General features: G+C 61.4%; 14 protein-coding genes. 5 read left to right on the top strand and 9 right to left on the bottom strand.

What is annotated here, in order from left to right; genetic code table 11:
- Positions 1-145, bottom strand: a 145-nt coding sequence (locus tag AC1D1Z_RS28175) for a helix-turn-helix domain-containing protein (RefSeq protein ID WP_477852262.1), incomplete at its 3' end; no start/stop codon positions are given.
- Between the two features lie 31 nt (positions 146-176).
- On the opposite strand from AC1D1Z_RS28175, the gene AC1D1Z_RS28170 reads away from it, so the two are divergent.
- Positions 177-2,360, top strand: a complete 2,184-nt coding sequence (locus AC1D1Z_RS28170; RefSeq protein WP_477852261.1) for a hypothetical protein — start codon at positions 177-179, stop codon at positions 2,358-2,360.
- Positions 2,361-2,629: 269 nt separating this feature from the next.
- Here AC1D1Z_RS28170 and AC1D1Z_RS28165 read toward each other — a convergent pair whose 3' ends face one another.
- Positions 2,630-3,853 carry an argininosuccinate synthase gene (locus AC1D1Z_RS28165; RefSeq protein ID WP_047620297.1) on the bottom strand — a complete coding sequence of 408 codons (1,224 nt, stop codon included), beginning with the start codon at positions 3,851-3,853 and terminating at the stop codon, positions 2,630-2,632.
- Positions 3,854-4,030: 177 nt separating this feature from the next.
- Between AC1D1Z_RS28165 and AC1D1Z_RS28160 the strand changes: the two genes are divergently transcribed.
- A complete protein-coding gene (locus tag AC1D1Z_RS28160; protein ID WP_131646915.1) occupies positions 4,031-4,882 on the top strand; it encodes an SDR family NAD(P)-dependent oxidoreductase in 852 nt (283 codons plus the stop codon).
- 85 nt (positions 4,883-4,967) lie between these two features.
- Positions 4,968-5,609 carry a LysE family translocator gene (locus AC1D1Z_RS28155; RefSeq protein WP_017995428.1) on the top strand — a complete coding sequence of 214 codons (642 nt, stop codon included), beginning with the start codon at positions 4,968-4,970 and terminating at the stop codon, positions 5,607-5,609.
- Between the two features lie 85 nt (positions 5,610-5,694).
- On the opposite strand, the gene AC1D1Z_RS28150 is transcribed toward AC1D1Z_RS28155, so the two are convergent.
- The 5 genes from AC1D1Z_RS28150 to AC1D1Z_RS28130 all read right to left on the bottom strand — a co-directional run bounded on the left by AC1D1Z_RS28150 (position 5,695) and on the right by AC1D1Z_RS28130 (position 10,623).
- Positions 5,695-6,489, bottom strand: a complete 795-nt coding sequence (locus AC1D1Z_RS28150) for an ABC transporter ATP-binding protein (protein ID WP_018448239.1) — start codon at positions 6,487-6,489, stop codon at positions 5,695-5,697.
- Positions 6,486-7,364 carry an ABC transporter permease gene (locus AC1D1Z_RS28145; RefSeq protein WP_018243953.1) on the bottom strand — a complete coding sequence of 293 codons (879 nt, stop codon included), beginning with the start codon at positions 7,362-7,364 and terminating at the stop codon, positions 6,486-6,488. Before AC1D1Z_RS28145 ends, AC1D1Z_RS28150 begins: the two co-directional genes overlap by 4 nt.
- Before the next feature lie 123 nt (positions 7,365-7,487).
- Positions 7,488-8,441 carry an ABC transporter substrate-binding protein gene (locus AC1D1Z_RS28140; RefSeq protein WP_018243954.1) on the bottom strand — a complete coding sequence of 318 codons (954 nt, stop codon included), beginning with the start codon at positions 8,439-8,441 and terminating at the stop codon, positions 7,488-7,490.
- 93 nt (positions 8,442-8,534) lie between these two features.
- Positions 8,535-9,761 (bottom strand): dual-specificity RNA methyltransferase RlmN, encoded by a 1,227-nt coding sequence (gene rlmN, locus AC1D1Z_RS28135; RefSeq protein WP_018243955.1) that lies wholly within the window; start codon positions 9,759-9,761, stop codon positions 8,535-8,537.
- Positions 9,762-10,113: 352 nt separating this feature from the next.
- Positions 10,114-10,623: an invasion associated locus B family protein gene (locus AC1D1Z_RS28130; protein ID WP_018243956.1), complete on the bottom strand. Its 510-nt coding sequence runs from the start codon at positions 10,621-10,623 to the stop codon at positions 10,114-10,116.
- 336 nt (positions 10,624-10,959) lie between these two features.
- Here AC1D1Z_RS28130 and AC1D1Z_RS28125 point away from each other — a divergent pair, with 336 nt between their 5' ends.
- Positions 10,960-11,520 carry a sigma-70 family RNA polymerase sigma factor gene (locus AC1D1Z_RS28125; RefSeq protein WP_113542440.1) on the top strand — a complete coding sequence of 187 codons (561 nt, stop codon included), beginning with the start codon at positions 10,960-10,962 and terminating at the stop codon, positions 11,518-11,520.
- 88 nt (positions 11,521-11,608) lie between these two features.
- Here AC1D1Z_RS28125 and AC1D1Z_RS28120 read toward each other — a convergent pair whose 3' ends face one another.
- Both AC1D1Z_RS28120 and AC1D1Z_RS28115 read right to left on the bottom strand, forming a co-directional pair.
- Positions 11,609-12,001 (bottom strand): YkvA family protein, encoded by a 393-nt coding sequence (locus AC1D1Z_RS28120; RefSeq protein ID WP_012759347.1) that lies wholly within the window; start codon positions 11,999-12,001, stop codon positions 11,609-11,611.
- Positions 12,002-12,081: 80 nt separating this feature from the next.
- Entirely contained in the window at positions 12,082-12,387 is a 306-nt protein-coding gene (locus AC1D1Z_RS28115; RefSeq protein ID WP_131646916.1) for a 4a-hydroxytetrahydrobiopterin dehydratase, read from the bottom strand.
- Positions 12,388-12,421: 34 nt separating this feature from the next.
- Here AC1D1Z_RS28115 and AC1D1Z_RS28110 point away from each other — a divergent pair.
- Positions 12,422-12,858: low molecular weight protein-tyrosine-phosphatase (locus AC1D1Z_RS28110; protein ID WP_477852259.1), on the top strand; the 437-nt coding region annotated here is incomplete at its 3' end.

Genomic DNA, 12,858 nt, shown 5'->3' with positions numbered 1-12,858 from the left:
CGCCTGTCTCGGCCAGGCGCCGCTTCCATTTTGAAACACACGAAGGGCTGATCGATAGTGCGGCCGCAATAGAGCGTATCGTCTCGCCGGCCGTTAGCCGCGCCATTGCACGCTCTCGAAGATCTTCAGAATAAGGCTGTGTCATCGCCGCTGGCCTGCCTTCCCCAGCAGCAATGTTGAATCACATTCAAACTGATTTGCGAATCCCAGATTCCGCTAAATCACAGCATGCTCTAGGTCCGCGTATCCAGACGGCCGACATCGACTGGCTGATCGAGGATATCGGATCGCGGTCGGACGAGAATGACCTGCGGTTCGCCACAAACGGGGCGATGCTGATTTGGCGCAAGGCGGGCAATGATGCAGCGCTTCTGGCACGGATCCGCGCCGCCAATCCCGCGACCATCGTCCAACAGACGATCGACAGCTGGTTCGCGCCCCCCGCGCGCGATCCCGAACATGAGCAATTCGAGACGGAGCAGGCGAAGCGCGAGGCACAAAACGCGAGCGATCAGGCGCGCGTGGATCAGAGCTGGATCGATTTTCGCAATGAAGTGCAGGCCAAGCCGGAGCTGTTGCTTGACTATCTGGAGCCTGACGATGGCAAGGTCGATGGCCGTCTCTACCATCTCTGGCGCCTGCTCAGCCGTCTCGGCGAGAACAGCTCCCATCACGCGATTGCCGACATCTCGCCGCTGCGCTTGCTCTTCGGCGATGCGGTGGTCGAGGCTTTTCGCAAGGCGATGATTCAATATTGGCGGCTGCTGCAAACAGCGCTTCCGTCCGAGATGTTGCCGGAGGAGCGTCGGACCAGCAGTGCCAATGACATGCTCGGTATCGTCGGCGTTACCCTGGAAGCGAGCAACAATCCGGGGTGGGCGGCGGCGCTCAACGAGGAGGAGGCGAAGCTTGCCACGCGCTTTGCGACACGCGAGCTCAACGGATTTCCGAAATGGATCGATGACCTGGCGACAGCGCACCCCGCCGTCGTGAAGGATATACTCTGGCGCTACCTTACGGTCGATCTGGAGCCGACCAACACGCACGAGTATCGCACCTATCTGCAAGACGTGGTCGGCGCCGGCGATGCGATTGCGGCGCTCATGGCGCCACTGATGCTCGACTGGCTCGACGCGCATCCCGACGTGCCCAACGACGCGCTCGACATGGCATTACGCCTCATCGCGCGCGACCCGGCCACCCTCGCGGCGGCCATTCCACTTGCATCACGCCGTAGCCTCGAGGCGCCCAGCCGATGGACACGCGCCGCCTACATCGGGCTCGTTTACGCCCATGATGCGTCGGGTGCGACCGATCTGTTGATTCAGGCGTTTCAGACGATGGGCCGCAAGGATCAGGTGCTCCTCGCGCAGGCCGCCCTCCCGCGTGCCTTCGGCTCGCGCTATCGGCTCGATCAACTCAAGCTTTCGCCGGTTCCCTTTGCCAGCCTCGAACGGTTGGTGCTGCTCGCCTTCGAGCAGATCCGCCCCGACGAGGATAACAATCGGCCGAGCCTCGAGGTCTACTCCCCCGACGAGCGCGACCACGCCGAAGATGCGCGCAGCGGGCTATTCAACACGCTGGTCAATACGCCGGGCTACGCGACCTACGCGGCGATCCAGCGCTTTCGAAAGATCCCCGATTTTCCCGTCTGGGATCGTCGCCTGCGCGAGCTGGCGTTCGAGCGCGCAGCGGCGGACTCCGAACCGAAGGCGTTGCGCGCGCTGGATGTCTTGACGTTCGAGAAGAGCCACGAACTGGTGCCCGCGACGTCGGCGGAATTACAGCGCGTTGCCGTCGCGCGTCTCAGCGACATCGCGCACCAGCTGCTGCACGGCGACTTCAACCAGGGTCTAACCGTCGCTCGCCTGCCCGACGAGGTCGATGTCCAGAACTGGTTCGCGGACAAATTGGCTTCCCTGCAGGGGCACAGCTACTCGCTCGAACGCGAACCCCATGTCGCCGAGGAGAAGGAACCCGACATCCGTCTGGGCTCGCTGCGAGATCCGGCGGCTAAGTCGCCGATCGAAATCAAGGTGGCCGGCAGTTGGTCGCTCAAGGAACTAGAGGACGCGCTAACAGTGCAGCTGCGAGGCCGTTATCTCCGCGACAAGGATAATCGCTTCGGCATCCTCCTCGTCGTTCACAACACCGTACGCGCCAGAGGTTGGAAGAAGGGGAGCTCCTATCTGAAGTTCGCCGAAGTCATGACCCATCTGGAGACGATCGCCCAGGACATGGCGTCTGCCGATGCGGTGGCGCCTCAGATGATCCCCGTCGGCATCGACCTCTCGTCCTTCGCCCAGCGCATCAGGGCCGCGGAAGCCAAGGCCGACGCCGAACCGTCGACCGAAGAGTGAGGCGGGCGGGTCCTCAGATCAGTGCGGCGCGCTCCCGGCGTATCAGCTAGCTGGATGAAGGTCCGCTATTTGATTTCGGCCACTTGAAAGCTGCTGGACAGCTGTCGGCCCGTAGCGGTCGTCTATCCAAGCCGCGCCGATATCCGCTGTTGATGCAATCCGGCCATCCAGAACGCTCTAAGAGGTTGGTGGCGTTTGCTACCTCACTCCACGAAAAAGCCCGCGCGGCGATGCCGGCGGGCTGATATCCGGTCGAAGGCGAACCGTGATTATTTCACGAGGTTGCGCTTGGCGAGCGTGCGCAGGCGCAGCGCATTGAGCTTGATAAAGCCGGCTGCATCCTTCTGGTCGTAGGCGCCCTGATCGTCCTCGAAAGTGACGAGCTTGTCGGAATAGAGCGACTTGTCGCTTTCGCGGCCGATGACCATGACATTGCCCTTGTAGAGCTTCAGCGTCACTTCGCCTTCGACATGCTCCTGGCTCTTGTCGATCAGCGCCTGCAGCATCTCGCGTTCCGGCGAGAACCAGAAGCCGTAATAGATCAGCTCGGCGTAGCGCGGCATGATCTCGTCCTTGAGATGGGCGGCACCGCGGTCGAGGGTGATCGATTCGATGGCGCGATGCGCCGAGAGCAGGATCGTGCCGCCTGGCGTTTCGTAGACGCCGCGCGACTTCATGCCGACAAAGCGGTTCTCGACGAGGTCGAGACGGCCGATGCCGTTGTCACGGCCGTAATTGTTGAGTGTCGCGAGCAGCGTCGCCGGGCTCATGCGCACGCCGTTGATCGAAACCGCGTCACCTCTCTCGAAGCCGACCTTGATGGTCGTTGCCTTGTCGGGTGCGGCCTCAGGCGAAATGGTGCGCATATGCACATATTCAGGCGCTTCCTGCGAAGGGTCCTCAAGAACCTTGCCCTCGGAAGAGGAATGCAGAAGGTTGGCGTCGACGGAGAACGGCGCCTCGCCCTTTTTGTCCTTGGCAACCGGGATCTGATGCTGCTCGGCAAAGGCCAGCAGATCGGTGCGGCTCTTGAACGCCCAGTCGCGCCACGGCGCGATGATCTTGATGTCGGGGTTCAGGGCATAGGCCGACAGTTCGAAACGGACCTGGTCGTTGCCCTTGCCGGTCGCGCCATGGGCGATCGCATCCGCACCCGTCTTGCGGGCGATATCGATCAGATGCTTGGAAATCAGGGGCCGGGCGATCGAGGTGCCGAGCAGGTAGACGCCTTCGTAGACGGCATTGGCGCGGAACATCGGGAAGACGAAATCGCGCACGAATTCCTCGCGCACATCCTCGATATAGATCTCCTTGATGCCGAGCATCTCGGCCTTCTTGCGCGCCGGCTCCAGCTCTTCGCCCTGGCCGAGATCGGCGGTGAAGGTGACGACTTCGGCGCCGAGCTCCGTCTGCAGCCACTTCAGGATGATCGAGGTGTCGAGGCCGCCGGAATAGGCGAGAACGACTTTCTTCACGTCTTTGTATGATGCCATGATGATGAGGTCCGTTGCATAAAAGGCCGGCGAAAACCCGGTGTCGCGGCACTTTTAGCGAGATTGGCGCGTGACGCAAGACCAAGTGCGACGCTGATGGTGCCGATACCGTTTGACAGCGCGAAAGCGGAGCCCATATTCGCCAGCGTCCGCAAATGCTCGAGGAGAGGCTGCCCCGTGACGAATATTCAAGACATTTTCAAGAAGTCCAATGTTGCCGTCATCACCGGCGGCGCCTCCGGCATCGGTCTTGCCGCGGCGAAATATTTCGCCGGACGCGGCATGAGCGTCGCCATCGCCGATCTCGGCGGCGATCGGCTGGCCGACGCGGCCAATGAACTCAAGGCCATTGCCGGCGAGGAAAATGTGATGGCGGTCGAGACCGACGTCGCAGTCAAGGAATCCCTGGAGGCGCTCGAGCGCGCCGTACTCCAGCGTTTCGGCCGTGTGCACGTGCTGATGAACAATGCCGGCATCGGCCCGGAAACCTCGATCTTCAGCCCGCAGGCGAACTGGGACCATATCTTCGCCGTCAACCTGATGGGTGTGATCAACGGCACGCGGACCTTCGGCCCGAAGATGCTGTCGCACGGCGAGCCAGGCCTGATCATCAACACCGGCTCCAAGCAGGGCATCACCACGCCGCCCGGCAACCCCGCCTACAACATCTCCAAGGCTGGCGTGAAAGTCTTCACCGAAGCATTGCAGCATGAGCTTCGCAATACCGAAGGCGGAAAGATCTCCGCCCACCTTCTGATCCCCGGCTTCGTCTTCACCGGCCTCACCAAGGGCGACCGCGCGGAAAAACCGGCAGCCGCCTGGACGCCGGAACAGACCGTCGATTTCATGGTCGAAAGCCTCGAACGCGGCGATTTCTATATTCTCTGCCCCGACAATGACGTGGCGCGTCCGGTCGACGAACGCCGAATGGCCTGGGCGGCCGGCGATATCATCGAGAATCGTCCGCCGCTGTCACGCTGGCACAAGGACTTCGCCGACAAGTTCAAGGTCTTCCTCGACCAGAAGTAATCGGCGCCATCAGAAGGTTTGATTGGTAATTTTCTGAAAGCTGGGTAAGAGATCCCCAGATCCTTTCCGGCTTTCAGAGTGTGTCATGGATTTCCTGCCGAGCCTGCCGACCCTTCTCGCCTTTGCCGCCGCGACGCTGCTGCTTGCGGCGACCCCAGGCCCCGACATGACGCTGTCGATCAGCCGCGCACTGGCCCAGGGCAAGAAGGCGGCTCTCTTCGTTGTCGTCGGCACCAGCCTCGGCATCGTCGTCCACACCATGCTGGTCGCTTTCGGGATTTCGGCGCTGATCACCGCCTCGCCGACCGCCTTCCTGATCCTGAAGACGGGCGGTGCCGCCTATCTGCTCTGGCTGGCGGTGCAGGCGATCCGCTTCGGCTCGAAGCTCACCGTCGCCAAGGTCGAGGAGCAGAAGGGCACGCCACTTTCGAATATTTCGTCGGGCTTCTGGGTCAATCTTCTGAACCCCAAGGTCATCATCTTCTTCATGACCTTCCTGCCGCAATTCGTCAGCGCCGGCGATCCAGCCGTCACCCAAAAGCTGCTCTTTCTCGGCTTCTGCTTCATCCTGATCGGCATGCCGGTCAATGCCAGCGTCGTCTTTGCCGCCGACTGGCTGGCCTCCTGGCTGCAGAACAACAAGAAAGTGCTGCGCGGCATGGACTACACCTTCGCCGGCGTCTTCTCGGTCTTCGCCGCGAAGATCTTGCTCACCCAGGCGAAATAGCCCGCAGCCATTTAGTCGGTCCGCCCGCCGTCGGCCTTAGCCGATCGGCACGCTGTCGGTTTACCCGATCAGCCCGCTGTCGGCGTTAGCCGATCAGCAGGGCGTCATCATCCAGCGTCTGGCCGCGCATCTTGCGGAACATCGCGATCAGATCCTCGACCTGCAATGTCTTGCGGCTGTCGCCGGCGACATCGAGCACGATCTCGCCGCCATGCAGCATCACCGTCCGGTGGCCATAATCGAGCGCCTGGCGCATCGAATGCGTCACCATCAGCGTCGTCAGCTTGCGCTCGGAAACAATTTTTTGGGTCAGGCCCATGATGAATTCTGCCATGCCGGGGTCAAGCGCCGCCGTATGTTCGTCGAGCAGCAGCACTTCCGAGCCCGCCAGCGTCGCCATGACAAGCGAGACCGCCTGCCGCTGGCCGCCGGACAGCAGGTCCATCCGATCCTTCATGCGGTTCTCCAGCCCGAGATTGAGCTCGGCGATCCTCTCGCGAAAATGCTCGCGCCGTTTTGCGCCCAGCGCCGAGACAAGCCCGCGCCGCTCGCCGCGCCGCGCCGCAAGCGCCAGGTTCTCCTCGATCGACAAGGCACCGCAGCTTCCGGTCAGCGGGTCCTGAAAGACCCGGGCGACAAGTCCGGCGCGCGCCGCCGTCGTCTTGCGGGTCACGTCGGCATTGCCGATCAGCACCTGCCCCTCGCTTGCCAGCACATCGCCGGCGAGCACGCCGAGCAGCGTCGATTTGCCGGCGCCGTTCGAGCCGATGACGGTGACGAAGGAGCCTTCCTCGATCGTCAGGCTGACACCGGAAAGCGCCTGCTTCTGCAGCGGCGTGCCGCGCCCGAAGACGACCTTGATGTTCTTGAGGTTGATCACGACGCGGCACCTCCACGCAAACGGGGAAGGATGAGCGCCACGGTCACCAGCACGGCGGTGACGAAATTGAGGTCGGACGCCTGCAGGCCGATGACGTCGCTCGAAAGCGCCAGCTGGATCGCGATGCGATAGAGGATCGAGCCGAGCACACAGCCGATCAGCGCGATCAGCAGACCGCGCCGCCCGAGCAGCGTCTCGCCGATGATGACGGCAGCGAGGCCGACGACGATCGTGCCGACGCCGGAGGTGACGTCGGCAAAGCCGTTCGTCTGGGCAAACAGGGCGCCGCCGAGCGCCACCAGCGCATTCGAGATCGCCATGCCGAGATAGATCTGCCGGCTGGTATCGACGCCCTGGGCCCGCGCCATCCTTGCATTGGCGCCGGTCGCCCGCATTGCCAGTCCCGCATCACTTTCCAGGAAACGCCAGACCAGGATGAGCGCAATGACGACCAGAATACCGACGAAGAGCGGCCGCACGTAGAAATCGCGAAGGCCATGGCCGAAGAACGGGCTGATCATCGTGTCGGCATTGATGAGGGCGACATTGGGTTTGCCCATCACGCGCAGATTGACGGAAAACAGCGCGATCATCGTCAGGATCGAGGCGAGCAAATTGAGGATCTTGAAGCGCACGTTGAGCAGCGCCGTCACCATGCCCGCAGCCGCACCGGCTGCCATGGCGATCAGAGCCGCAAGCCAGGCGTTGACGCCGGCAATGATCAGCACGGCTGTCACCGCCGCGCCAAGCGGAAAGGAGCCGTCGACGGTCAGGTCGGGAAAATCGAGAACTCGAAAGGCGAGATAGACCCCAAGGGCGACGAAAGAATAGACTAGGCCGAGCTCGACGGCCCCCCAGAATGCGATTTGGCTCAAGGCTTTCAGCCCCTTTTTGTGTCCGTTCCGCCCGTCGCGAAACGGAGCCTTTTAATACAAACAACCGCTCCCGTGCAAACGAGAGCGGCTGAATACGACGAAGGCGCTAGACGTACCGGCCGACTATTCGATGACCTTGTTGGCGCGGGAAAGCACGCTCTGCGGCAGGGTGACGCCCATCTTCTCGGCCGCAGCCTTGTTGACGACGAGGTCGCTGCCGGCGGCGGTCTTGACCGCGATGTCGCCGGGGTTCTCACCCTTCAGCACGCGCACGACGATGTCGCCGGTCTGCTTGCCGACATCATAATAGTTGAAGCCGAGGGCGGCGATCGAACCGCGCGAAACCGAATCCGTGTCAGCGGTAAAGAGTGGCAGCTTGCTCTCCTCGGCAACCGCGACGGCGCCTTCGAGCGCGGAGATGATCGTGTTGTCGGTTGGAATGTAGATCGCGTCGGCGCGGCCGACGAGCGCGCGTGCCGCACCCTGGACCTCGGCCGACTTGGTGGCAGCCGATTCGACCACCTTCAGGCCAGCCTTTTCGGCTTCAGCCTTCAGCACGGCGAGCAGCGAAACGGAATTCGCCTCGCCGGAATTGTAGAGATAGCCGATGGTTTTCACATCAGGCAGGATTTCCTTGATCAGCGCTATGTGCTCGGCGACCGGCGACATATCGGAGAGGCCGGTGACATTGCCGCCGGGCTTGTCCATGTTCTTGACGAGTTGGGCGCCAAGCGGATCGGAGACGGCCGTGAAGACGACGGGAATGTCACGCGTCGAGGAGACGACGGCCTGGGCCGAGGGCGTCGAGATCGGCACGATGACATTGGGCTCGTCGCCGGCGAATTGGCGGGCAATCTGGGCTGCCGTCGCCGGATTGCCCTGCGCCGACTCGAAGACGAATTTCAGGTTCTCACCCTCCTTGTAGCCGGCGGCCGTCAGCGCATCGAGAACGCCCTTGCGCGCCGCATCGAGCGCCGGATGTTCGACGATTGCCGTCACGGCGACGGTGACGTCATCGGCCTTTGCGGGCAGGGAAAGGGCCAAACTGGCGGCAAGAGCGAGCAAAATCGGGCGCATGGGGATCCTCCTGAATGATTTTGGCGCCACTTTTAGGAAAAGCACCCCCTGAAATCAATCGCGGAGAATTGTAGCGAGGATCAAACTTGCTGATCAGTCGTCGGCGCCGTGATTGGCGATCATCATCGCCTCGAAGGCCAGACGTTCGGTCTTGCGCATGCGTTCGGATTCCGATTTCAGCTGGCCGCAGGCGGCAAGAATGTCGCGGCCGCGCGGCGTGCGGATCGGCGAAGCATACCCCGCCGAATTGATGAAATCGGCGAACTTCTCGATCTGCTCCCAGTCGGAACACTGGTAATTGGTGCCCGGCCAGGGATTGAACGGAATGAGGTTGATCTTCGCTGGCACGCCCTTCAGGAGCTTGATCAGCCCCTTGGCGTCTTCCAGGCTGTCATTGACATCCTTCAGCATCACATATTCGAAGGTGATGCGCCGTGCGTTCGAAAGGCCCGGATAGGTCCGGCAGGCCTCGATCAGCTCCTTCAGCGGGTACTTCTTGTTGATCGGCACGAGAATGTCGCGCAGATCGTCGCGCACCGCATGCAGCGAAATCGCCAGCATGACGCCGATTTCCTCGCCGGTGCGGAAGATCTCCGGCACGACGCCGGAGGTGGAAAGCGTCACGCGGCGCCGGGACAGCGACAGGCCGTCACCATCCGTGGCGATCAGCAATGCCTGCTTGACGGCATCGAAGTTATAAAGCGGCTCACCCATGCCCATCATGACGATGTTGCTGACCTTGCGGCCCTCGGCAGGCATGATCGTACCCTGCGGCGCTTCACGGTCCGGGAAATCGCCAAGTCGGTCGCGGGCAAGCAGCAGCTGCGAAAGAATTTCCTCCGCCGTCAGGTTGCGCACCAGACGCTGCGTCCCGGTATGACAGAAGGAACAGGTGAGCGTACAGCCGACCTGGCTTGAGATACAGAGCGTGCCGCGGCCCTCTTCCGGAATGTAGACAGCCTCAATCTCGACGGGGCGCCCGGCGCCCCGCGGCGGAAAGCGCAGCAGCCATTTGCGCGTGCCGTCGTTGGAGACTTGCTCCTCGACGATCTCGGGACGTGCGATGGTGAAATGCTGCTTCAGCATCTCCCGCATGTCCTTGGCGACATTCGTCATATGGTCGAAGTCGGAGACGCCGCGCACATAGATCCAGTTCCAGAGCTGCGAGACGCGCATCTTGATCTGCTTCTCAGCCACACCCTTTTCCCGGAGTGCCGCCCCCATCTCCTCACGCGACAGGCCGATCAACGAGGGTTTCTCGATGTTGGCGGACGTGCGCGCCTGCGGCTTGGTAACAACGATCGCATCCATGACGGACATAGGCATTTATCCCGAATTCGAACATGTGCCGGCTCTGCGAGCCCGCGCGCTTCAGGGGGTAAGCCGGAAGACTTGCGGGCGCATGACGGCACATCGGCAGAAATTGAATGGCGGAACGGCGACTGCTATCGCGATCTGTCCGCTGTTGGCGCCGGCTTTACCATCATTTTGCCCGCGCGTCACTATCAAGCATGTCGCGCAAAAACACGCGACGGTTTTGCGATTACGGCACGCTCAAACCAAACTCCTAAAGCGCGGCAGGCGGATCTGAAAGACCGCGTCGCGCTTTAGATGGAAACGAGAAGAGCCGGCGCAAGGCCGGCCCTTGAAATTCTGCGGCCGGAAGGACCGCCTACTTGCAGGTTTCGATCTGCTTCAGGGCAGCCGAGATGCCCGAGAGCGAATAGCTGTAGGAGGTGCCGGTGCCCTTGCGCGAAACGGCATTGACCGTCATCGAATGACCGGTCTTCATCGCCGCGACGAGGGCCGGCTCCTGGGCAGCATTCTCGACCCAGCCAGCCTTGTCCTTGGTGAACATCACGAAGGTCTTGTTGTCGATGACGACGTTGATCTTCGAATTTTCCTTGACCGTGTAACCCATCATCGCCTGCGGCTCGTAGGAAATGTTCTGGCCCGGACGCTGCGAGACGATGAAGAAATTGTCGCCGTGGTCGACGCTTGCCGGCTGCTTTGCCGTCGGAACGGACAGCACGTAGCAGACGGTGCTGCTGCCCGACTTGTAGGAGTAGGCGCCCCATGCCTGGAACTGCTGGATGCGGTTCGGCGCGGCCTGCTGCGCTTCCGCAACTCCGGCCATAACAAGGGTGAGTGCGAGAGCGGATACGATACTTTTTACAAACATGGATTCCTGCCGGTTCTTGCGATTCAAGGCCCGAAGCGATCATAGCGGGCGCCGCATAATCACGATCTGCTTTATTTTGACTTAATTCAGGTTACCAAATGGTCAACAATAGCTGCGATTTGTATCTGCCTGTGTCATTTCAGCTCGAGTGTCAATTTTCGCCCCTTTGACGGTATCGACCGCGACACCGTGCCCCAATGGCACTGATCGTCCGTTCGGCTGAATTTAAGACACAAAGATTCAGGCAAGAGTTTGACCTTTCCCAAATCCGTTGTACCTCATTAAGACTTGGAAATCCGGGACGAAATTGTTGCCGCAGGGGGCTGGTGAGGGGATATGGATGCCGAGGAAAGACAGCGTTTCGCTGCCCTCGCGAAGGCCGTCGCGAACGATCGCGACCAGCAGGCCTTTTCCATCCTGTTCGACTATTTCGCACCCCGCCTGAAGGCCTGGCTGATGCGCCAGAGGATGACATCAGGCGAGGCCGAGGAACTGGTCCAGGAGATCATGATCGTGCTTTGGCACAAGGCAGACCTCTATGATGCCACGCGATCTTCACTTTCGACCTGGCTTTTCCGCATTGCCCGCAATCGCCGCATCGACATGCAACGCCGCGCCAATACCCGCATCTTCGATGAGACTGATCCGGCCCTGCAGCCGCCGGCCGATATCGGCGCGGAAGAACTCATCGCCAACGACGATCGCGACGCCAAGATACGCGCCGCCGTCGGTCAATTGCCGGAGGAACAGCGCGACATGCTGCGCGCCGCCTTCTTCCTCGGTCAATCGCATTCGGAGATCGCCGAAGCGACCGGTCTGCCGCTCGGCACGGTGAAGTCGCGTATCCGGCTTGCCTTCGGCAAGCTCCGCAAGGTGCTGGAACGCGAAATCGCCTGATGCAATGTCGCCCAGACGGGCGCACCGGTTTTGAGATGACGACACGCATGAAACAAGCGTGTCACATCCCGGCTCGATTCGACGCGCTTTAAATCGTCTTCATCGCTTCTTCCGGCCGGTCGGCGAGAACGCGGTCGGCCGCTTCGTAATGACCCGGCCGGATATGGCCGCGCACCATGGCGAAGGCGGCCGAGAGCACGGCAATGTCGTCGGAAAAGCCGATGACGGCGAAAATGTCCGGGATCATGTCGATCGGCATGACAAAATAGGCAAGTGCCGCAAGCAGCACGCCGCGCACCTTTGTCGGCGTCTGCGGATCAAGCGCGCAATAGAAACCGGCGACCACATCGCGCGAGAACGGGATCTGTCGCACCGCCCGTCGGAACGTCGGCCAGAATTTCTGCCTGACGGTCTTCTCGCGCCGGCTTTGGGTGTCCTCGTCGCCCGGCAAGAGGATTTCGCCGAATTTGACCTCGTCCATCCCTGCATCCCTTTTGTCCATGCGAACATATGGTGACGGCGCCCAGTCTTTCAATCGGCCCCTTTCAATCGGCCCCATATTCAAACGACACGTCGCGCCGCAGCCTTCTCCATTGCTTTGGCGAGCTTGAAATCCAGTTCCGTCAGCCCGCCGGCATCATGCGTGTTCAGCGTCACATCCACCCTGGAATAGACGTTGAACCATTCGGGATGGTGGTTAAGCTTCTCGGCCGCAAGTGCTGCCTGCGCCATGAAGCCGAAAGCCTCGACGAAATTTGCGAACTTGAACGTCTTCGATATCGACGAACCCGCATCATTGAGCACCCAGCCCGAAAGCTCGGTCAGTTGCGCCTCGGCCGCCGTCCGTTCCAGTTTTTCCATTTTCATGCCATGGTCCTCTTCTCTGTCCGACAGGTTACCGATGAAACGCATCAGCATCCTCTTCGTTTGCATGGGCAATATATGCCGTTCTCCGCTCGCGGAGGGAATTTTTGGCCATCTCGTCGCCGAGGCGGGGTTGACCGGCGATTTTACGATCGATTCCGCCGGCACCGGTGGCTGGCATGAAGGCGAGCCGCCCGACCGGCGTTCGATCGCCATCGCGAAAGGCCACGGCATCGACATATCGGGGCAGCGCGCCCGCCGCGTCCAACCGAGGGATTTCAAGGATTTCGATCTGATCCTAGCCATGGACCGCGACAACCTGGCGGCGCTCGAAAAGAGCGCGCCGCATGGGGCGAATATGCACCTTTTCGGTGACACGGCGCTGGGAACGGGAGAGGATATTCCCGATCCCTATTATGGCGGCCCGGGCGGTTTCGAGCTGGTCTACACCAGGCTCTTGACCGGCTGCTGCAG

Source organism: Rhizobium sp. P1_E1, from assembly GCF_056406015.1.
The sequence above is the reverse complement of the archived record's forward strand: the minus strand, read 5'-3'. Positions and strand labels throughout refer to the sequence as shown.